23 protein-coding genes and 2 tRNA genes are annotated in these 21,112 nt (G+C 40.6%); 9 read left to right on the top strand and 16 right to left on the bottom strand.

What is annotated here, in order from left to right:
- Nucleotides 1–103 precede the first annotated feature (103 nt).
- Nucleotides 104–1,327 (top strand): CehA/McbA family metallohydrolase, encoded by a 1,224-nt coding sequence (locus tag ACQ86K_RS19630; protein WP_091162460.1) that lies wholly within the window; start codon nt 104–106, stop codon nt 1,325–1,327.
- Nucleotides 1,328–1,570: 243 nt separating this feature from the next.
- On the opposite strand, the gene ACQ86K_RS19625 is transcribed toward ACQ86K_RS19630, so the two are convergent.
- From ACQ86K_RS19625 to ACQ86K_RS19610, 4 genes are all read right to left on the bottom strand, one after another.
- Nucleotides 1,571–2,464: a BT_3987 domain-containing protein gene (locus tag ACQ86K_RS19625; protein WP_091162462.1), complete on the bottom strand. Its 894-nt coding sequence runs from the start codon at nt 2,462–2,464 to the stop codon at nt 1,571–1,573.
- Nucleotides 2,465–2,486: 22 nt separating this feature from the next.
- Nucleotides 2,487–3,926, bottom strand: a complete 1,440-nt coding sequence (locus ACQ86K_RS19620; protein WP_091162463.1) for a SusD/RagB family nutrient-binding outer membrane lipoprotein — start codon at nt 3,924–3,926, stop codon at nt 2,487–2,489.
- A 29-nt stretch (nt 3,927–3,955) separates the two neighbouring features.
- Complete coding sequence (locus ACQ86K_RS19615) at nt 3,956–7,195, bottom strand: SusC/RagA family TonB-linked outer membrane protein (RefSeq protein WP_091162465.1); 3,240 nt, start codon at nt 7,193–7,195, stop codon at nt 3,956–3,958.
- Nucleotides 7,196–7,920: 725 nt separating this feature from the next.
- Complete coding sequence (locus ACQ86K_RS19610) at nt 7,921–8,340, bottom strand: hypothetical protein (RefSeq protein ID WP_143020670.1); 420 nt, start codon at nt 8,338–8,340, stop codon at nt 7,921–7,923.
- A gap of 209 nt (nt 8,341–8,549) precedes the next feature.
- Here ACQ86K_RS19610 and ACQ86K_RS19605 point away from each other — a divergent pair, with 209 nt between their 5' ends.
- On the top strand, nt 8,550–9,191 hold the full coding sequence (locus tag ACQ86K_RS19605) for a response regulator transcription factor (RefSeq protein WP_091162467.1): 642 nt from the start codon (nt 8,550–8,552) through the stop codon (nt 9,189–9,191).
- Here ACQ86K_RS19605 and ACQ86K_RS19600 read toward each other — a convergent pair.
- The 4 genes from ACQ86K_RS19600 to ACQ86K_RS19585 all read right to left on the bottom strand — a co-directional run bounded on the left by ACQ86K_RS19600 (nt 9,186) and on the right by ACQ86K_RS19585 (nt 11,244).
- Nucleotides 9,186–9,431, bottom strand: coding sequence for a sensor histidine kinase (locus ACQ86K_RS19600; protein ID WP_431198598.1), 246 nt, complete (start codon nt 9,429–9,431; stop codon nt 9,186–9,188). The genes ACQ86K_RS19605 and ACQ86K_RS19600 overlap by 6 nt on opposite strands.
- 8 nt (nt 9,432–9,439) lie before the next feature.
- Nucleotides 9,440–9,829, bottom strand: coding sequence for a sensor histidine kinase (locus tag ACQ86K_RS19595; RefSeq protein WP_431198597.1), 390 nt, complete (start codon nt 9,827–9,829; stop codon nt 9,440–9,442).
- Between the two features lie 11 nt (nt 9,830–9,840).
- Entirely contained in the window at nt 9,841–10,956 is a 1,116-nt protein-coding gene (locus tag ACQ86K_RS19590) for a tetratricopeptide repeat protein (protein ID WP_431198596.1), read from the bottom strand.
- Nucleotides 10,957–11,046: 90 nt separating this feature from the next.
- On the bottom strand, nt 11,047–11,244 hold the full coding sequence (locus ACQ86K_RS19585; RefSeq protein WP_091162470.1) for a hypothetical protein: 198 nt from the start codon (nt 11,242–11,244) through the stop codon (nt 11,047–11,049).
- Nucleotides 11,245–11,782: 538 nt separating this feature from the next.
- On the opposite strand from ACQ86K_RS19585, the gene ACQ86K_RS19580 reads away from it, so the two are divergent.
- Genes ACQ86K_RS19580 through ACQ86K_RS19570 form a run of 3 tightly spaced genes read left to right on the top strand, consistent with a single transcriptional unit; the run spans nt 11,783 to nt 13,234 of the window.
- On the top strand, nt 11,783–12,385 hold the full coding sequence (locus ACQ86K_RS19580; RefSeq protein WP_091162472.1) for a hypothetical protein: 603 nt from the start codon (nt 11,783–11,785) through the stop codon (nt 12,383–12,385).
- A 49-nt stretch (nt 12,386–12,434) separates the two neighbouring features.
- Entirely contained in the window at nt 12,435–12,701 is a 267-nt protein-coding gene (locus ACQ86K_RS19575; RefSeq protein ID WP_431198595.1) for a hypothetical protein, read from the top strand.
- Nucleotides 12,702–12,706: 5 nt separating this feature from the next.
- Nucleotides 12,707–13,234, top strand: coding sequence for a hypothetical protein (locus ACQ86K_RS19570; protein WP_431198594.1), 528 nt, complete (start codon nt 12,707–12,709; stop codon nt 13,232–13,234).
- 149 nt (nt 13,235–13,383) lie between these two features.
- Here ACQ86K_RS19570 and ACQ86K_RS19565 read toward each other — a convergent pair whose 3' ends face one another.
- The 3 genes from ACQ86K_RS19565 to ACQ86K_RS19555 form a co-directional block, all read right to left on the bottom strand.
- Nucleotides 13,384–13,749 (bottom strand): hypothetical protein, encoded by a 366-nt coding sequence (locus ACQ86K_RS19565; protein WP_431198593.1) that lies wholly within the window; start codon nt 13,747–13,749, stop codon nt 13,384–13,386.
- A gap of 245 nt (nt 13,750–13,994) precedes the next feature.
- Nucleotides 13,995–14,435: a hypothetical protein gene (locus ACQ86K_RS19560; RefSeq protein WP_431198592.1), complete on the bottom strand. Its 441-nt coding sequence runs from the start codon at nt 14,433–14,435 to the stop codon at nt 13,995–13,997.
- 216 nt (nt 14,436–14,651) lie between these two features.
- Complete coding sequence (locus ACQ86K_RS19555) at nt 14,652–15,140, bottom strand: Lrp/AsnC family transcriptional regulator (protein WP_091162477.1); 489 nt, start codon at nt 15,138–15,140, stop codon at nt 14,652–14,654.
- A 125-nt stretch (nt 15,141–15,265) separates the two neighbouring features.
- Between ACQ86K_RS19555 and ACQ86K_RS19550 the strand changes: the two genes are divergently transcribed.
- Nucleotides 15,266–16,678 (top strand): MFS transporter, encoded by a 1,413-nt coding sequence (locus ACQ86K_RS19550; protein WP_431198591.1) that lies wholly within the window; start codon nt 15,266–15,268, stop codon nt 16,676–16,678.
- 47 nt (nt 16,679–16,725) lie between these two features.
- On the opposite strand, the gene ACQ86K_RS19545 is transcribed toward ACQ86K_RS19550, so the two are convergent.
- The 5 genes from ACQ86K_RS19545 to ACQ86K_RS19525 all read right to left on the bottom strand — a co-directional run bounded on the left by ACQ86K_RS19545 (nt 16,726) and on the right by ACQ86K_RS19525 (nt 19,435).
- On the bottom strand, nt 16,726–16,932 hold the full coding sequence (locus ACQ86K_RS19545) for a hypothetical protein (protein ID WP_431198590.1): 207 nt from the start codon (nt 16,930–16,932) through the stop codon (nt 16,726–16,728).
- Nucleotides 16,933–17,024: 92 nt separating this feature from the next.
- Entirely contained in the window at nt 17,025–17,186 is a 162-nt protein-coding gene (locus ACQ86K_RS19540; protein WP_431198589.1) for a hypothetical protein, read from the bottom strand.
- A gap of 226 nt (nt 17,187–17,412) precedes the next feature.
- Nucleotides 17,413–17,706, bottom strand: a complete 294-nt coding sequence (locus ACQ86K_RS19535; RefSeq protein ID WP_256337314.1) for a VOC family protein — start codon at nt 17,704–17,706, stop codon at nt 17,413–17,415.
- Nucleotides 17,707–17,755: 49 nt separating this feature from the next.
- Nucleotides 17,756–18,094: a helix-turn-helix domain-containing protein gene (locus tag ACQ86K_RS19530; RefSeq protein WP_431198588.1), complete on the bottom strand. Its 339-nt coding sequence runs from the start codon at nt 18,092–18,094 to the stop codon at nt 17,756–17,758.
- A 138-nt stretch (nt 18,095–18,232) separates the two neighbouring features.
- A complete protein-coding gene (locus ACQ86K_RS19525) occupies nt 18,233–19,435 on the bottom strand; it encodes an NAD(P)/FAD-dependent oxidoreductase (protein ID WP_091162483.1) in 1,203 nt (400 codons plus the stop codon).
- Nucleotides 19,436–19,659: 224 nt separating this feature from the next.
- Here ACQ86K_RS19525 and ACQ86K_RS19520 point away from each other — a divergent pair.
- From ACQ86K_RS19520 to ACQ86K_RS19510, 3 genes are all read left to right on the top strand, one after another.
- Nucleotides 19,660–19,733, top strand: a tRNA-Pro gene (locus tag ACQ86K_RS19520).
- Between the two features lie 95 nt (nt 19,734–19,828).
- Nucleotides 19,829–19,902, top strand: a tRNA-Pro gene (locus ACQ86K_RS19515).
- A 239-nt stretch (nt 19,903–20,141) separates the two neighbouring features.
- Entirely contained in the window at nt 20,142–21,014 is an 873-nt protein-coding gene (locus ACQ86K_RS19510) for an alpha/beta fold hydrolase (RefSeq protein ID WP_091162485.1), read from the top strand.
- Nucleotides 21,015–21,112 lie beyond the last annotated feature (98 nt).

The raw sequence follows: 21,112 nt of genomic DNA, 5'->3' as shown, positions 1-21,112 counted from the left end.
TCACATTTTTATATCATTTGTTCCTGTTAACGGTGAGCTAACATGAGTGGGCTAAGTTGGCTGCCGAAAGTATTACAAAATAAAAAGATCGACAAAATTACTTATGGTACTAACCACTAACAGGAACATTGGACTGTTAATTAAAACCGGTTTAATAATTATGGTTGCGGGCTGCATCAGCGGTTCGGCATTGGGGCAATCGGCCCATGTAAACCCCTGGGCTCAAAAACCGCTGGGTACACTGCCGCCGCCGGCCAGTCTCAGTCAGGGTATCTGGCTTAAAGGCGAGCTGCATATGCACTCCAGGCATAGCAAGGAGTCGTCAAATAATTCAATCAGCAAGATCATTACTTTTTGCAAGTTGGTAGGGATCGATTTCCTGGCTATTACCGATCACGATAATCATGTAGAAGGCGACGTAGCCCACAATACCTGGGCTGATCCGGAGTTTAAATCAGATTCGGTATTGCTGCTTTACGCTGCCGAATGGACAACTACCCGCGGCCACGGCAACGCCTTTTCGGCCAGGCCTTATAATCATCAGCAGTTATACGATGTGCGCGATCAGCGTGATACTGTTGTTGGGCGCATAAAGAATAAACTTGGTATTCACCTGTCGGCAAACCATCCCAGCGGTAAAGATCATTTTGGGTATTCGTATGATATGGTTAATTCTATCGAAGTATGGAATTCGGCCATCTGGTCAAAAAATGCCAATGCGATCATGATCTGGGATGATATGCTTTCATCGGGCCGAAAGCTAACCGGCAGGGGAGGGAGCGATGCTCATCACGGCGTGCCTGTAGGGGATGAAAAACCAGGCCCTAATACTTACCAGGCTAAAGCCAATTATGCAGGAACGCCTACTACCTGGGTATTTGCAACTGCACGTACTAAGCAAGCCGTTATTGACGCCTTAACCAACGGACGGGTATCCATAAGTTCAAACCCATATGCTCCCCGTGTTGAGTTTTATGCTGATTTAAATGGCGACGATAAAATGGATATGATGATGGGGGATAATGTAAAGGCAACAGGTAAGCCGGTTAAATTTAAAGTTCAGTTAACCGGGAACAGTATAAAGGATACTACCTACACTATCAATGTGGTAAAAAACGGCAACCCGTTTGGTGCTTTTAAAATGGAAGGAAAAATGCCCATGATTGAATTTACCGATACACCGGCAATAGCCGGCCGTACTTATTACCGGGTGACGGTAGAAGGGCCGTCTACACCTTACCCTCAGGTGCCGCAATCAGCAGCACTGAGCGGTAATATGGTAGGATTGTCAAACCCGATCTGTTTTAATTTTGATCCGAATTTCTGACAACCGAATATAATAGGGAAAACCGTACACGAGCTTACTGTGTACGGTTTCTTGTTGTAACTATTAACTAAAAGAACGAAGCTGCAGTTAAAAGTGTTGGTGTTTTATAATAATTGTTAAAACCCCAATTCAATACGGATTTGTTTAGTTTAATAAGGTCAGTATGTCATCAATTATGTGATGTAACAGGATATAAAAAGAGCCGCATTATGCAATGCAAAACGGCTCTTTTTTGATTTTTTATTATTTGTGTTTGATAGTTTCTTCAATAACACGATCACCTGTACCGGCTGGGTACCTGTAATTTAGTATGAAGCTTTTAGTCGCAGGGTCATAAATGCTTTTCTTCCCGGCAACAGGTAATAACGGTTGGGTTGCACTAACATTACCAGAAACGGTTACCTCGTTTGTAGCTTCATTTACAGTCAGGGTCATTGATCCGCCAATATCACCAATTTCTGTGCTTACGGCTGTAGCACCAGCTGTAGTAAGGATTTTATCCCGATCAATTGCTCGGTCGCCATTCACAGGATGGTGAAAAATACCAGTTGAGTGGTATTCACCATCATACTTGTTTTTGATAGCGAAGAAGGTGTATAGCGTGTCCTTGCTTTCAGCATGGACGGTTAAACCGGCAGCGTCACTGATTATATAAGCAAGCGCGTATTTTTTTGTCAGATCAAATTTACTTCCATTTAATTTGATGGTAAAATAGTTCTGGAAGTCGCCAGGAGCAAATTTAGCATTTAGGTTTCCCGAAGTTCCGGCAGTAACTTTGGTGCTGCTTATTGTATACAGACTTGTTGGCAGTAATTCATACTCCGTATCGTTATTTTCGTTGTATTTATCAATTGCGTCTGGAATTGCTTTTAAGACCACAGTTTGATCTTTTTGCAAATCAGCAGCGCTTTTTGCGTCGCGTTTGATAGAAAATACATCAACAGTTTTAATGTTTGTGAATGGATCAAAGAAATGCTGTTGTTCAAGACCGTCTGGAAAGCCGACAAACGACTTGCCATTGTCCATAGCCTGCCCGCCAACCTTATCAGCAATGGTTTCTTTCCGGCAGCCTGAAAAAGCAATCGCAGATCCGATACAGGCAACAAGCAAATATTTATTGAATATGTTCTTTTTCATGTTGTGTCAATTTTTAAAATGATTATTTACCACCATCCCACCAAACTCTTGTATCCTGAGTATCGCCGCCCATGCGTGTAACTGCCGCGCTAACGTTTGCGCCGTTGGTATTGTACTCTGAAGTAGCATACACAAACCTCCTTACAATTTGCTTTGATGCGTTTGTAGCATCAGGAGCAGGCGTAAGTACTGGGTATCCACTTTTCCTCCAGATATCCCAGGCCATATGGCCGTCAGGGTAACTTGCCACCCAACGCTGAGTTGAAATTAGCTGAATGTTAGGTGTGCCTAAGCCTTGTGCGAAAGTTTTACCCGCAGCAGATGTTAGCCCCCACTGTACGAACGATTCACCTATACCATTTTGGAAATCGATGGCTACTGTTTCAGATGTTGTTGGAGTGATCCAGCCCAGGTTTACAGCTTCGGCCCTTGCCAGCCACACCTCTGCAGCTGTGATCAGGGTTACTGATCCGTTTTCAAGCCTGAAGTCGCCGCGTAAAACACGTGCCCATTTTGGGTTAGCGTCGGTAAAAGAGGTCACCGCTAAACGCGCTAAGCCGTATGGAACGCCAATATTTGATGTCGTAACGTTACCCGCCTGCTCACTCTCGCCGCCAAAAGCTGCCTGGCGCGGATCGCTGGTGCTCGCGGTATAATCGGTAAGGGTTTTTGATTCGGCAAAGTCCTTACGTCCGTTATACAGGTTCCACCATGCGCTTTTGTAATTACCTCCAGGATATTGAAGTTTGAAGTTTTGATCGGTAGTAGTTATTACTCCTCCATTAGCTGGGGTAATAGCTTCGTTGGTTGCCGCAGATGCGATGGAAGAAGAAGCGGTTACCTTTGACATTTGAATTGCAACAAGCAATTTAAGGGAGTTTGCCATTCTTTTCCATGATGCCACATCACCACCATAAATGATGTCACCGCTTATTGGCGATGAATCAAACGAATTTATAGCCGTAGTCAGCGTGGTAAGTATGCCCTTATAAATGGTTTCCTGGGAATCATATTTAGGCAATATGTTAGCCGCCCCTTTGAGTGCGTCGCTGTAAGGAACATCGCCCCACGAATCCGTTACTATCCAGAAAATATATTGCTGCAGTATTTTAGCCACATTAACCATGTTTTTACTTGGGTTTTGGTTAATGATAAGCTGCAGGTTATTAAGATTACCTGCATAATTGCCTGTAAACCCGTTTTGAGGCAGGTTGTACAATGAAGTACCTGAATACTGCGTTTCAGTAAAATATTGAGCATACTGGCCACCGCTTATTGCCTCGGTACCGGTTGATGCATAACCACCCAAATTTGCCTCAACGTTTGATAGCAAGGCCGAAGGGATAGGCGTTACTGTTGCTGCAGGATTGTTGTTTACGTCGCCAAAATCCTTTAGCTTATTGCAGCCCGCGCCCAAAAAGGTGAACGCGCCTGCTAATGTATATAGATATATCTTTTTCATTTTTTCTTAGTCTAATAATCCTTGTTCGCTTAGAATGTTACTTTTAGGTTGAAACCAAAACCCCTCGTACCTGGGTATTGGGCAGTTTCACCTTCTGTCGCGGTGATCTCTGACGGATCGAAATCCTTAGATTTAGCGTATATCAACAATAAGTTACGGCCGGTTAAATCAATCCTTGCCGATTGGAATACATTTCCTAAACCCCATCTTTTAATCGGCAGGTTGTAACCTACAGCAACCTCGCGAAGTTTGATGAAAGTCAAGTCGTAGATGTAGGGATCGTAAGTTTTATTGTTTGTTAAACCCTGATAGTATGATTTTGCGTCGACGTAATAGGTCACGGCTTTATTGTCGGCATCAACACCGGTAACTTTAACACCGCCACCATCAGCAACAGGGTCGCGTACCGACATGCCTTTATCGTTAAGTGCCGCCGTATTAGCCGTTAAACCGCTATATTGACCCCAACGGTTTGATAATGAAGCGAATTTGCCACCAAACTGATAGTCGATATTTGCGCTCAACACAAACTCTTTAAATAAAGTGAATGTATTTTGTATACCACCGGTATATTTAGGCAACGCACTGCCGAAATATACGTTAGGGTCATTGATGTAAGCGCCGGATGAAGTAAGAATTGGGACCCCGGCAGCATTGCGTTTGATACCGTTACCGTAAATTTGGCCCCACCATTTGCCTTTTTGATTGATCAGGTAAGGCATGTCTGTACCCCATACACCTGCAACCTGCACACGGTCAACACCGTATTTATTGCTGATCTCTACTACTGTATTATCCAATAACTGTGCAAAGTTGGCATTAATTGTCCAGCTAAAGTTTGGTAACCGGATAGGGGTACCGCTTGCAGTTATCTCCAAACCTCTCCGTTTGATCAAACCTACGTTGGTCAGGATAGATGATACACCACTGGCAGCGTTAACCGCTAAGCCCAATGGAAGGTCTTTGTCATCTGCAGCCCAGTAAGTAGCGCCAAAAGTTAAACGGTCGTTAAAGAAACCTAAGTCTAAACCAATCTCTTTTGAAGTAGTGGTTGTGCCATGTAAGGCAGGGTCAACAAATTGGGTTGGGCCACCTTGCAATAAGGCGCCATTCCATTTATTTGGAGCGATACCGTATAGTGTATTGTTCCTGTATGCGCCAAATGTTTCAGTTGAGTTACCTAAGGCTAATGGTACCTGGCCCCATGATCCCCTTACTTTACCATAGTTTAACCAGTCTTTAAATTCAGGCAATACCTCGCTGAATACGAATGACCCACCAAATGATTTTGACAACACTGAGTTAGCGTTGTTTATAGTAGAGATGGTTGAAAACCAGTCGTTACGTAAAGTCGCATCAGCATATACAATCCTTTTGTAATTGGCAGAAGCTTTTGCAAATACCGCTCGGTATTGCTCCTGGATCCTGGTATTGCTGGCACTGATCGGATCGACAGAGTTTGCTAATGTATACAAATCCGGAACGCTTAAACCATTGTTGGTGTTTGCACCGTTGTCTTTGTAACTCCAGTTGTAAAAATCGCTACCGGCATTAACATTCAGGTGGAAATCTTTGATCTGCTTATCATAGTTAAGCAAGGTTTCGTAGTTTTCGCGGTTTGAGTATGATGTTGAAGTGCCATAACCTGCTTTTTGACCTGTTTGAGTGCCGCTTGCCTGTATTTCAGACGAAATTTTGCCTTCGTTCCAGGTGTTGGTTTGATTGCGGCGGTAGGTAACCTTGAAGCTTAAATCATTATTGATCTTGTACTGTAAGTATATGTTTCCGTACAAACGGTCGCGGGTGTTAAGGTTTTGCCATTGTTTTTGCCATAAATAAGGGTTGTACCAATAGTTACCCGCATAAAACGAGCCCGGGTTTGATGGATCGTATGAGTTAGGGTTTTGGTGGTTCCAGCTTACATAGGTGCCGTCAGGTGATTTTAGATCCTGTAATTCTTTCATGATACCCATGTCCAAATCACGGTGGAACCATGAGTTGAACGAGCCACTTGAAGCGCTTGCGTAAGCATCACTGATCTGGCCATGAAGTTGTGTACCCGAAAAGTTAATACTTGCACCTGCTGTGAGGTGTTTGTTAAGATCGTAGTTGGCGTTTAAGGTGAAGTTGTTTTTGTTTAGCCAGGTTTCAGGCACTATACCTGTAGTGTGCTGGTTATTGTATGACATCCTGATGTTGTAATCATCAGCTGCTTTAGTAAATGCCACACTGTTATTTAAAGAAACACCGGTGCGGAAGAAATCCTTTGCGTTATCGGGCTGTGGGGTCCATTTGGCAGTTTTGAAAGAGTATTTGGTACCAGCAGCCCATGCATACCATGGAATATATTCCTGGCCAACCATTTTAGGGCCCCAACTACTGTCGTCGGTATAATCCGGGTAATATTTGCCATCTAAAGCTTTCCATCCTTCAGGATCGCCGTCTTTCCAATGGTATTGAATGAAATCTGCAGAAGCACCGCCACCATAACTGTTTTGGTAGTTAGGCAGAATATAAGCCTTGTCGAAATTGGCACCAAGGTTTAATTCAACACCAACGCCCTTTGTTTTTTTACCCTTTTTAGTTGAGATAACGATAGCGCCATAAGCTCCCTGTGAACCGAACTGAGCAGATGCTGCAGGACCATTCAAAATACTAATGTTGTCGATGTCGTCATTGCTCAAATCGTCGGCGTTTGGCATTATTGTACCGTCAACAACATATAAAGGGTTGTTACCGCTACCAAAGCCTGTAGCACCACGAAGCCTGATGTTGGTATTGCGGCCCAAAGCTGCAGCCGACTGGCTACGTACCTGAACACCTGCAACCTTACCTGCCAATGCGTTGTTAACGTTAGGCTGGCGGATAGTGTTCAATGCATCTGACTTTACTACCTGTGCTGCATATGAAGCCGATCGTGATGACTGTTTGGTGCCATAAGCACCAGTAATTACCACTTCTGATAGTTTATTAGCGCTGCTTGTTAGTTTAACATCTAATGGTGTCGAAGTGATTTCAACTGTTTGAGATGTAAAGCCAATAAAGCTAAAGCCTAAAGATTTTGCAGAGGCAGGAACAGATAAAGAAAATTTACCATCTGCATTTGTTTGCGTACCGAGCGTGGTACCTACAACTCTTACGGACACGCCTGGCAGCGGTAGTCCATCGTCTTTTGAAGTTACCCGGCCGGTAACCGTTTTGTTTTGTGCATGTACCACACTAAAAAATAGCATGAACAAACACCAGCTTGCGAGTAGGAGTTTTTTCATTGTTAAAAAATCAGTTTTAGTTAATATCCAAAACTACAATTTTTGTAATAAAATGAAAAAAAAGTTAAAATTTTTTTAAAGTTTTTTATATATATTAAAATATTTATAAAAAAATTGATAAAACGTTAATGCAAAATAAGTGAAATGTGGTTTTTTTTGAATTCTTCATATGAAATTCATATAAAATTTATATGAATTTTAATTTTCAGGGCGGTTGGTACGATGTTTATGGAAAATGACATGAAATATTACTTTATAAAGCCAGTATTAATGAGATATGTAAGTAATAATTGAAAAAGCGTGTTCTTTTTTAAATTAAAAAACTAAATATACGTTTGAGAAAAACGTTTTAGTTTACTTTTTTAAAAATAATAATATTTTTTGTAAAAAGAAAGTGACAAATGACTGAATATTAAAAAATTAATGGGTGAAAGCTTTTGCTTGTAATACCCGAATTGCTTTTATAAATATTTAATTAATTGATTGTTAGGTTTTTAATTATTTGTATTCTGTATATATTATTATTTTTTGTCAGATTCTGTTTTTAAATAAAATGTTTTAAAAGGAATTTAATTGTCAAACTGTAATAGCAAGGTATTTTGATTGCAGCCATTTTTTGTGGTTTAATAAAAATGGGGGCGGCACTTAGCACTTCAATGCAGCTTAATTACTTCATTAATTGCCAGATAGCAAATATCCGCCGCCATGAAGTTGTCATCTGCCGATTATGCAACCTTAAAGGATTGTTTGTAATAGTTGCAGGCAGGAGCAAAGAAGCTTAAATTGCATTGTGAGCAAAAGGCGTTTGCGACATCTGTATCTTTTTCAGTATTTGATTGAATAGTTGGGTTAGACTTTGGTTGTAATACTTTTGTCCTGTTAAAATTTGAGGGATAGACGCGCCTGGCTGTTGATGATGTCGCTAATGAACCTGTTTGAGCTCCATATTCACTAACAAGTAATTGAGGGGATATCCGCGAAATAGAGTGGGAGGCTTGGTTGTATTTAAGTAACCGGTAATCTCTTCGGTCTGGAAGTTTGCTCTGAGGTCTTGGTAAAACTATCCCGTTGTCATAAGATTTATCCTGTAATAATGCGATTATACAAATCAGCATTATTATAAATGTGCTAATAAAGTATTCCATCACTTTTTTCTGTTAATAGATTTCGGTATATATTGGGTGCAGTAACCGGGTAAGCATAATTCATATAAATAAGATGTGCGATGGCTTTTCATTTTTTTAAGTTTGTTTCGGTAGAACAATTTTATGAACAGAGGCTGGGATGCACAATACAAATCAGTTGGTATTTTATGAAATAAAGATAAAATATAGATTTACAGTGAATTTATTATATGGAAAGCACCGTGGAAAAACTATCAGTAATAATAGCAGATGACCATACTTTATTTATAAACGGCTTACACATGTTGTTGCAGGGAGAGCCAGATATAGAGGTAATGAGCGTTGCAGCAAACGGTAAGGAATTATTACATTTGTTACACACCCAAACACCCAACCTCATATTACTTGATATCAATATGCCGGGTATGAACGGGTTCGACGTACTTAAGCGCATAAAGGATTACTATCCTAAAGTTAAGGTAATCATGCTTTCTACATATAATGAGGAGCACCTCATTGAAAAAGCAAAGGCTGAAGGAGCCAGCGGCTACTTGTTCAAAAATGTCGGGAAGGCTGAACTATTACAGGTAATGCGCTCCGTAGCGCAAGGGCATCTGTGTTTTCCCTGCAAACAGCCGGTTGTTAATTCCATGCCTAATGAACCGGATCCTTTTTTAAAGCAGTTCCAGCTTACTAAGCGGGAAACTGAACTTTTACAATTTATAAAACAGAATTTTACCAACCAGCAAATGGCCGATCATCTTCACTTAAGTATTTATACTGTTGAAACACACCGTAAAAATATTATGCAAAAGCTTAATCTGAAAAATCCGGTTGAGCTTAACCGGTTTATAATGCAATATAACTTATAAAGGTTTATTGGTGAGTGGGATATAAATAGAAACAAGTGTCCCCCTGTTAGGATGCGAATCAAATTCAACCCTGCCTTTTAAAAAATTTATCCGCGACATTAGATTGTTTAAGCCCATGCCTTTAAAAATATCAGGATTGGTTGCGTCAAAGCCTATGCCATTATCTTCAATAGTGAGGCTGATGTTTTCATCGCTTCTTATAAGTGAAATGTCAACCCTGTCGGCATGAGCGTGCTTCATTACATTGTTTACACTTTCCTGTAATACCCGGTATAAAATGATCTCGATGGTATCGTCAAACGGCGAATCAAACCCCTGGCAAAAAAGTTTATTGCAATATTATTGTTCTTGATATTCTCAATAAATTGTTTAATTACTTGTGCTAACCCTGTTTTATGAAGTGCCCAAGGCATCATATTATGTGATATCGTTCTTACCTCTTTAAATCCATAGTCAACAAGGTTAATTGCTTTTTCAAAACGGGTTCTTTGCTCTTCATTTATGAAAGGTAATTCACTGCCTATAACTGACAGGTTTATTTTTGCCGCCGATATTATTTGGCTCACACTATCATGTAAATCCCTGGCAATTCTTTGTCTTTCACTTTCCTCAGCCGCAATTATAGCCTGCATTGCCATATTGCGCTGTTTTAGCTTGTTTTGTTTATAATAAAAAAGCCTGTAAAGAACATTAAAAGTATAAAAACACAGATACCCGCCATCCAGTAATTACGCTTTGTTATTTCAAATTGCTGTTGCAGTACCTGATCTTCACGTTGTTTTATTTCGTATTTTGCCTGTAGTTCATCAATGGTGCTGTTGCCTGAGGTTTTAATTGCTGCATGCTTTTTTAAGTAAATCAGCGATTGCTTATAGTCGCCCAATTGCTCATACAAATCAGCTATTTCATTTGTGGCGCTTCTTTGCATATCTGCATAATTTATTTGTGTGGCAAACTGAAGGCTGTTTTTTAATGCATCGAGAGATTGTAGATATAACCGTTTGTTTTTATACAATACGCCAAGGTTAAAATAGTTAATTGAAAGCGCAAGGGTATCATTTAATGATTTTTTGACATCGATGGTTTTTAAAATTTCCTGTTCTGAGTCGTTTGGTTTAATACTTCCCATAACATCCCCCATAAATTTATGGCTGTATGCTTCAGAGGTGTTTTCATTTGTTTGCCGGGCAAGGTTTAAAGAGTCTTTTATGTCGAAAGCCTGCCTGGAGTAATTTAAGGCCTCCCGGTAATTGTTTTTTGCCTCATATAACGTCGCAGCCAGGTTTAAGGCTTCTGTCAATTCTGTACGGTCACCGGTTTTTGGGGCATATGAAATTGCCAGCATGCAAAATTCAAGCGCTTTTTTATGATTTTTTAATTTTACATACGCTTTCGCTAACCTGTTGTAACCATCGGTTAAAATGTACTGTTGATTTATTTTGTTGAGTGCAACGGCGGCAATGTTGTAATAATATGATGCGGAATCATATTGATTAGTTTGGAAATAAGCTTCTCCTAAAGTTTGCGATAGTAAAGTAATTGCTTTTTTATTGTTTAGCTTATGTGCAAGGTTCAGTCCTTCTTTTGCAACAATGATGGTTTTGGTCGGATTTGTTTCAGCCGCATAGTTGGCAATCTGAGTAGCGGCGGTTAAGCGTTTTTGTGTGGGTGATTTGCTGAAAACAACCTTTTTTAAACTATCAATATTTTGACCGCAACACGGAATTACAGCCAAAATAAGCAGAAAAAACAAAGGGTATTTCATATCCGGGTTTTTGGTCCCGGTTAAAGATAGTAATTTGATATTTATCAGCAAAAGTCGTTGGGCCTGGGGTTGTTACCGGTTAATGTGTTTTTAAAATCTGGATATGAATATTATTAAAGCAGATAATACGGCTAACACGAAAAACACAATTTGCCGTTGCCTGGCACTGATAATGTTGGGTATTTTGCCTGTTCCCTGCAATTTTTCGAGCTTAAATTTATACATAGCTGATAATCCCATAAAAGTTAGGGAAACAAAGCCCGCGAGGTAATTTAAAGTACTTTCCATGGTTTTTTAATTTAGATGAAACGCGATGAATTAATTTGTTCAAAACCATTTATGGCTTTGTTTTATATTATTTCACCATCGTGCTTGACAGTACAATTTTATAGAGAGGCCGAAATTCACACAATACAAAGCAGTTGGTATTTTGGAGTAACACCATAAAGCTTATTTTTACAGATGAAATATTGGAGGTAAGTATATCATGTAGAAACACTATTTAGTATTATACAGATAGCATATATTGGAAAGCCGTGTGCCGTAATCGATAAAAAGGACTAACTTTAATAATGATTTTGCAATATAATTCTAACCTATACCTAAAATCATTATTGCTCATTAACAATCAATAAAAATTAAATTAATAAGCTATTATTCACCAAATAAAACTGACTGATTGTATTGAAAGCAATCGCTTTCTGCATAAAGATAATTAAATGGAAATGTCATACATCGTCCAAAAAAAGGAGAGAAACCGGCGACTCAACAGCCTAATACCATGCTTTATTTGGTTATTAGTTGCCTGGGGGGCTTAAGTAATACTATGGCCCAGAGCCGCAATAATCAGTCGGACTGGAACGTGCCGCCGCCATTAACCCCAGGTACAATTACCAAAGGAAACACCCATGGCAGTGGTTCGGCGGGTAAGCCGATTATACTTACGCTTACGGATATCCCGGTAATTGCTCAGCCCTTTGTTTCAGCAACTCAAATGCCTGTGCTGGCTGCAGTTGGCTCAACGCCGCCTGTGGTTGATGCACCCGACCAACCCGATGTTAATGGTGCAACTGCGGGGTTACCTGAAATTCCATCACCTGAAGCGCCAGAAGCTCCGCATTTGCCAAAGCAAACAATGCAGGACCTGCAGTTTTCAGCTGTTATAGACCTCCCTTTGCCAGAATCGCCGGAATTGCCGCCAGCGCCTGTTGAGCCAACCGTATCAGGCCAGGTGAATATTATAAAAGGCCCCATTCCGATAATGCCCGATATAACAAGTACGGTACCGCTTTTACAGCCTTCCGAAAATTTTACACCCTGGTCTATCCCGGAAATTCCCGAAAGCGAGAGCTTTAAAATGATATCGCCTGGGGGAACGAAGGATGATAAGTTAAAAGGCAAACCCCAATCAAACAGGAAAAAACACTAACTGTGACATAATGTCAAATTATTAAAGGCATTATAACAAGAATACTAAAATGAAAAGTACCCCAATTGAGTTAAAATATATATTTGTTATAATATTAGCTTTTGCGAGCGGTGTTACCTATGCCCAGGGCAGATTTAAACAGGGAGATGAGTTTCAAAGGCAGGTAAATACAAAGTCAAATTGTGTTTTACAGCGCGGCAGCCAAACTTTGCGTGTTGGTTCGGTTTCAATAGTTGTTAAAACCTACAAGGTAACCGATGCTTCTGAAAGGGGGCCTCTTTTACTATTACTACTGATAAGCTTATCGATACCATAAATGCAATGAACCAGGACCTGGTATATAACTCAGGTAAACCTGCCGACCCAAATTCTGTTATCCAGGTTGGTTTGCAGAAGATGTTCCATAATCAATCGATAGTTTCAGTAAACAACAAAGGCGAGATCCTGAATTTAAAACGCCCGGCTGTTGCCAATGATACACTGTTATCTTTTGCCGGCATCCAGCCCGAACGGCTGTCGCCAGGGACTACAATACAGTTAATGGTTGATTTTCCGGTTGGCATCACACTTAAAAAGGGCTATTCATGGAAGGTTACTACTTCATCGGCCGAAACCAACTATACAGTTTATGCTATAAGCAGCACAACTACTGTTGTTACTTATAAAACTTCGGTTTTAGGCGGTAGCTTAAATAGCCGGATAAACGGATCAATACTCATAGATAACAACACCGGGGTTATTTTAAAACGCTATTCGCAAAGCGTTTCTACTGGCTATGAAATGGTAAATGGAATAGTTTACACCGCCACCCGCCGTACTGCAGTTACGGAGATCTGTAATAAAAAATAGACTTTTTATCTCCTTTGATTTATTTAAAAAGCGCCGCTGTAAATTTGTAGCGCATTGAAAAAGTCATCTCGTGGCAGGGGATAAAAAAGGAGCAGAAATTATGAGCCGGGTTTTTGAAAATAATGTTATCGCCTTTAAAGTATTAATATTTAGTTGTTTTTTAACCCGATCTGGTGGTTGCCATAATCGGTTAGGTATTCATTACTGATGAAAAAATCGAGACTGAAAATGGTACGGTAATCACCCGTATTATTGGGGTTTTGCACTTCTGTTAGGTTTCCCGTGCTTGATGTTGTATAAGTATAAACAAAGCCCTTGTTGGTAGTTATGGTTACGGTCGAATTTGCGGGAAGGCTGCCTACTGAATTGGTTGCCAGCCTGTCTTCAATTACAGTAGTTGATGGGGTTCCGGTATCAAACAAAATCTGTCCGGAGATGGTCTTTCCACTGTAAGTAATAGTTGCGGGGATATTAGGCGAGTATCCGCCGCTGTTTGAATAAGAAAGCGGGTGCATAATGAATCCAGTTGATGAAAGATCGCTGTTGCTTAAGCCGATAGTTAACAGATTGCTTACATAAGTTCCACTGGTAGAAAATAAGCTTTTATTTAACGTGGCCAGCTTAAATCCGCTTGTAAGACCTGTGCCGGTGCTAAAGGATCTTAACGGGCTTTGAATCAGGCTGGTTACATAACTTGTGCCGGGGCCAACACCAAAAACATCGCTGGCATGGGCCGATAATTGCGCACCAGTTTCATCAACTATTTTGTAGTATAAAAAAATGGCACCCTTTTTAACGTAAGGTTGCCCTGAGCGTCGCCGATGGTGATATTAGCGTAGGCTAAATTGCCGTATTCTTTCGTAGAGCTTAACTGGTCGCCAAAGCTTATCGTGCCCTTGGTATTAGTAACCGTAATGCCGTTCACAACCACCGAATCCCCGGTAAACTGGATGCCTGACGAGGTGATCATTGATGCAGGCAGGATACCTGCGGCATCAAGTGTCATCCCTGATGAACCTGTATCAAACACGGTATAATAAGTCACTGCTTTTGTGCCTACCAGCGTAATGGGTAAAAAGATCCGTTTGTTTACCCCGCTGGCGTATTCATATAAACCAAGCGTAACAGGACTAACTTGTGTTTGAGGCGCTACGGTTTTATCTTTTTTACAGGAAAAAAGGCAACCGTTATTAATAAACAACCAATAATTTTGGAAGTAAAAAGTAAATGTTTTGCAGTCATATATGTCTGTATATAAACCCGGTTGGTAATAATTACGATAAAAGTGCCGTTTTAGTTGAGCTTAAAATTAAGATAACAATTTGATATACCGGGTTAATGAATCGATAAAACGGGGTGTTGAACCGATTAATTATCCGGACATATAAACGGACGGAGAACACTGCTATTGTGTAAGTTAAAGCAAATGATTGGTTTCTTTGATAATATCCATTACAAAAGTGCTTTTTGAGTGGCCAATACCCTTTACTTCGCTTAGCTTATTTACAAAAAACGAATGGTAACTATCCATACTTTCAGAGACAATTTTGAGCATAAAATCAAAATCGCCCGATATGTTATAGCATTCTATCACTTCGTCAAATTCCAGTACAGCGTTAATAAAATCGGCACCTGCTTTGCGGCTATGTTCGCGCAGGGTTACCATGCAAATCACCATGATACGTTTGTTCAGCATCCGCTTATCTAAAATGGCGGTATAGCTTTTAATAACCCCCGCTTTTTCGAGGCGTTTAATGCGTTCATGTGCGGGCGTAGGGCTTAGGTTGATTTTAACGGCAATTTCCCGCACGGTAAGCTTGGCATTCCGTTCAACCAGCCGTAATATTTCGTAATCTTTTTCATCAAGATGGATGCCGGCTTTTTCTTGTTCTGTTTGTGGGGCCATAACGGTGTGTTAATTGGGCGTTTGTTCTTTTTTAGTGCTTGAATTTTTAATTATGTTCCAAAATTATAATAAATAATATTGTTAATTTCTATTAGCATAGTTTTGAAAGGACAAAAATCAAAATTATGGCACTAAAAAAGAACAAGGTCCTGATCATATCCTCTATGGCCATATTTGTCGAAGCGCTTGACATCGCCATCATTAACCTCACCATTCCGGCAATACAAAAGCAGTTTGTGGTCACTAACGACCAGGTTCAATGGCTTCAAACGCTCTATGTGCTATTGTACGGCGGTTTCCTGATTATAGGAGGAAAGCTGTCTGATGTTGCCGGACCAAAGAAGGTCTTTATTACCGGTGCGGTATTATTCCTGGCAACTTCATTAGGTGCCGGCTTATCAGGTACTTTTGTGTTTCTTAGTTTATCGAGAGCCGTACAAGGCTTGGCTGCAGCGTTGATCATGCCATCGGCACTTTCCATCGTAACGCATACTTTTACCGAAGAACGTGAGCGGAGCAAGGCTATCGGAATCTTTAGCTCATTCGCGGCGGTTGGTTCAGGAAGCGGCCTTTCCATCGGCGGAATCATCAGCACTTACTTAGGCTGGCATTGGGTGTTTTTGATTAATGTGCCAATACTGGTTTTTATTATTGTTATAGGCTGGCTGTGCCTGGCTAATGACGCTCCTGAACAAAGGCAGTCGTCTCCCGATCTGTTTTCGGGCATTTTATTGGTGATGGGTTTGCTGATGCTTAGTTACGGTGTACACCAGCTTGCGGATATCAAACAACAATATACTTTTATTATAATTTGTGCCATAGGCGTGGTTGTTTGCATGAGGCTGTTATATGTTCGTTTAACCCGATGTGCAAATCCGCTGATAGATCTTTCGGTTTTTAAAGCATCATCAGTTATTACCGCAAATGGCGTATTCATTTTATTAGGCGCGTTTTTTACCGGTTACCTTTTCATTATATCTCAATTATTGCAAAAAGATATGCATTACACCGCAGCACGGTCGGGCTTGTTACTGGTACCTTTTAGTTTTTTATCAGCTATTGTGGCTAAGTTTATGCTACCCGGCATCATGAAACGGTTAACAACCGAACAAACAGGATTGTTGGGTATGTGTTGTATGTTAACCGGGGGACTGGTTTTAATTTGCGCGGTATTTACAGGTTACTCTCTCCCTTTACTGCTGTTATCTGCTGCTTTTATATCCGGTTTAGGTATGACCATCTGTTTTACAAGTTTGTCTGTTCTTGCTGTAAAAAACATCCCCAAACAACACTACGGGTTGGCATCAAGCCTGGGTACTACCGCTTACTTTTTAGGTGCCGGAGTAGGTTTATCTATACTCACACTTTTTATGCAAAAAAGCGATGAAGGCGCTTCCGTGAGCACTTTATCGCTTGTTATACTTAGTATGTATGCTTTAATCGGTTTGCTGTGGCTCATTATTTACGTTGTAAATTCGGTAGCCAGGAACATGCAGGTATCATTAAACGAATCACAAAGGCTGCCCGACGTTTTTTAACTGGTGAATGTGCTTCTGAGTATGATAGCAAATAAGATAGAGCCATTCTAACCGGGTAAGTTCACCAAAAAAGGAACTACCAGGTCAGTACTAATGGCATAAAGATCTTTGGAGTTAATTACTTCTTTAACCTGGATGATAACTGTTTGTAATAATTCGATAAGCTCAGATTTATTGTGCGGCCCATCTGATGGCAATATGTTTGATGCTGATTTGAATTTAGCCTCAAAATCAAGAAACAGGTCTTTTATCATTTTGACTTTTTCGGCCGGATCTCTTTTTGCTGCTTTGTCTGCACTGTTAAGTACCGGAACAAGTTGTAAAGCTGATTTAAAAACATGCTCCGCTATCTGTCCGGCTGTCCATCCGCCGTGGGGTGGTACAATATTAATTTGTTGCTCATTGAATAAAGCAATGGTTGATAAAGGTTGCTGGCAGTATCCTCAAATACTGCCAGTAAGTTAATGCGTGCATCGGTTTGGAGGGTGGTGGTTATTTGATTTTCCATGATGTTTTGAAAATGATTTATACAAATCTCCATGCAAAATCAAAATTTACACCTTGTCGTTTGTGCCATAATTGGGGTGGTTTTGCGCCATTGCGTGTGCAGGCATTTATCTTTTCTTTTCACCCAATGAAAACCAATTACCCGAGTCGTCTTTGAATAAAGCTTCAAAGCCGTAAAACTCTTTGGTGGGGGCTTTAGTAAACTCAACACCTTTCGCTTTTAACTCTTAGTAAGTAGCTATAAGGTCGTTGCATTCAAAAACTCCGAACCCAAAGGTACCGCGCTGTACCAATTCGCGCATTTGATGTGCCGACTGTGCGTCGAACATCATTCCCTCCGTTACAGCCATGAGTGATATTTCCAATTCGGGCTGTCCGGGAGCACACACAGTGAGCCAGCGCATTCCCGGCCCCATGGCAGCATCTGTATTTACGGTAAAGCCTAATTTGTTTACATAAAAATCATAAGCGCTGTCCTGGTCAAGTACAAATACGCTTACATGGTTTAATTTGGTTATCATGTTAATGTTGTTTGATAAACCAAAAGTCGTTATCAAAAAAGAACCGGGCTTATTGAAAATTGCGATTTCGCAGCCATTCTTTTTTCCGGGCAAAGCAACCGGGTATAAATTTGAGAGGCGATTGCTGCATCTCCGCTTGCCGTTTAAGTTCTGTTTGCTGGTAGTTGGCAGGAGAACAGGAGGTGATCTTTTTAAATAAAGCAAAAAATGAAGTAACACTGCCAAAACCTACAGCATAACAAACATCAGCAACGGGAAGGCCTTTTTTTAATTGCAGCCGGGCGTTTTCAACCCGCACCTGGATGAGGTACTGATGCGGTGTTTTACCATAGATGTTCTTAAACAACCTGATGAAATGATATTTGGAAAAATACGCTCTCGTCGGCAATATCGTTCAGGTCGATCGGTTCATGATAGTTTTATCAATGAACAACTTAGCCTGTACAAGCCTGCGGTAAAGGTATATTTTGGGTAATTGATCGGTCATTTCAGGTATAAATATCGGCTTTTATTATTTGAAAACGCGCTACCTGTTAAAACCGAACAATTGAACATGTTCGTTCTTTCTCTCCATGATAAGATCATGGAGAATTTCGGCAGCAATTACGCTAAAAGTGATACCATTACCTCCAAAGCCAAGCGCAAAATAAGTGTCCGGTCTTTCGGGGATGCAGCCAATATAAGGCAAGCCATCTTTAGTGATTGCAAAAGCTCCGGCCCAGCTAAAATCAGCTTTTAATGGGATGTGCGGCATTTTTTTGAGAAAAGCCTGCTGTAGCATATCCGCCTTTCGTTTAATAACAGAAGGAGGTATATGCGGATGATGAAACTGGTCATCGCGGCCTCCAATCAGGATTCGGTTTTCGCCCACGGCCCTAAAATACATGTAGGGTACGGCAGTTTCCCAAATCAAACTGTTCTTATACCAGAAACGTACATCGGGTAAAGGCTCAGAAACCAGTGCGTAAGTTGAGTTTATTTCGGCTATTTTTTTAGGAATGTATTTTAAACTTTCGTAACCGCATGCAATAATCAGCTTTTTAGCTTTGATAACTGAGCCGTTGGCGGTTTGCAGCGTTATGCCTTGTTTATGATGCTCAATGGTTTTAATATCGGTATTGCTGTATATTTTATGACCGGCTTTGCCAAAATTTGTAAGTAAAGCATGGGTAAGCAAGTATGCGTCAACCTCACCGCCATCTGTGGAGAAAATAGCCCCGGAAGCTTTAAACCCAAATTTCTGTTCAATTTCATCAGCTTCGAGCCATTGTACCTCAAAGCCATGTTTTTTACGGAAGTTATATTCCTGATTTAGTGAATTTGTATGTGTTTTGAAGCTGGCATACTGCAAACTTGGCCTCAAGCTAAAATCAAAGCCAGGTTTAAGCGATTTACATAAATCAGCAATGTCATAAATAGCTTTGCGGCAAAGTTGATAGCTTGTTACGGCATTTGCTTCGCCAACCAGATCTTTTAAAGATGTAAGGGGCGTATCAATTTCATATTGCAGGAACGCAGTGCTGGCCGCGGTACTGCCCATACCAACGTGGCGCTTATCAAAAACAGCTATACTTAAACCCGAGTTGCGGAGCTGCCAGGCTGTTAAAGCGGCGCTGATGCCGGCTCCAATAATGGCCACATCCAGCTTCAAATCTTTTTGAAGAGAAGGGTAGGAGGCAACTATGCCATCTTTTATTAGCCAGTAAGGCTGTTGTTCATATAAATTCATGGATTTGAACTGCTATAGCATAACAACATGCAATCCTTTTTTAAGTTTTTTGGAGAGAAATCAAGTGTAATAGCAAGATTGTTCGATATTGTGAGAAACCATAAAGAATTTAATTTAAGGCAATATTTTGTTAATGAGCAGATTATAGGCAGGCTTGCAAAATCTTTCAAAAAAATTTTGCAACTTAATTTAAAATCATACTTTTGCACACCCAATCAGGGAGACGGGATGTAGCGTAGCCCGGTATCGCGCCACATTTGGGATGTGGAGGCCGCAGGTTCGAATCCTGCCATCCCGACTAAAGCGATACTAAGTATCAAAACCCTCTAAATTGAATTTTAGAGGGTTTTCTTTTCTGATTGGTGGAATCATAATACCCGGCGAAAGCCAAAGCGGGATGTAGCGTAGCCCGGTATCGCGCCACATTTGGGATGTGGAGGCCGCAGGTTCGAATCCTGCCATCCCGACAAAAGCGATACCAAGTATCAAAACCCTCTAAATTGAAATTTTAGAGGGTTTTCTTTTTACAGATTCATGTTTATTTGCTTCCATGCTTGATCTTCTTTAATGGTGAGCAACCAGAGTCATTTCTTCGCTTACAAGCATATTTTGTCGCAATTCTCCCCTAAGTAGTCGTTTTTGCACGCTATCAAACCCTGAAATGAGTTCCATTTTTGTATTGATAATAAAATCAAACTTAAACGCCATGAAAAATTTACTCCATGTACTTGATGCTCTTAAATCAATACTGTTCATTGTAATTATGTTTGCAACATCACGATCAAACGGACAACAAATAAAGCCTTCCAACAGTGGCTATGCGCCTGTGAACGGTATCAAAGTTTATTATGAGGTATATGGCGAGGGTAAACCGCTCATTTTACTGCATGGCGCTTTTATGACAATTGACGGAAACTGGGCCGAATTGATCCCTGAACTATCAAAAAACAGGAAAGTAATTGCTATTGAATTACAGGGACACGGACATACACCGTTTTCGGATAGAAAGTTATCATATGCTACCTTAGCGCATGATGTAGAAGGAGTGATGGATTACCTGAAAATTGACAGTGCCGACGTAGCAGGATATAGTATGGGTGGCTCTGTGGCTTACAAGTTTGCTATACAAGCCCCTAAACGGTTAAAAAAATTAGTGATCATTTCTTCTACTTATAAAAGTAGCGGCTGGCTGCCTGAAATAACCAATGCATTTAAATCCTGGAAGCCCGAACTTTTTATGAATACTCTTATGAAAGCCGCATACGATGCAATAGCCCCAGATAAAACAAAATGGTCAAAGTTTATAGGGCAGATGATCGCTTTCGCGCGGGAGCCGTTCGACTTTGGTGATGTAAATATTTCGAAAATTTCTGCGCCGGCATTGATCATAGCAGGTGACAACGACGGGTTGGACAAATTTGAATTGGCAAAAACATATAAATTATTGGGAGGCGGCGTTTCTGCTGATTTAGCGCCAATGCCAAAATCGCAATTGGCCATTGTCCCTTCGCAAGGACATGTAAGCCTGATGATGCAGACAACAACACTGTTGACCTACTTAAGCAATTTTTTAAAGTAAGCTGATGCAAATGCATGCTAACAGAAAAACGTTATCAGAATTTAGCTTTTTGATCAGGCAGCTTCTCTAATAAGGATATTGGCTTCGCAAGTATTTGA

The organism is Mucilaginibacter sp. P19, from assembly GCF_050632265.1.
Taxonomy (GTDB): Bacteria; Bacteroidota; Bacteroidia; order Sphingobacteriales; family Sphingobacteriaceae; genus Mucilaginibacter; species Mucilaginibacter gossypii.
The sequence above is the reverse complement of the archived record's forward strand: the minus strand, read 5'-3'. Positions and strand labels throughout refer to the sequence as shown.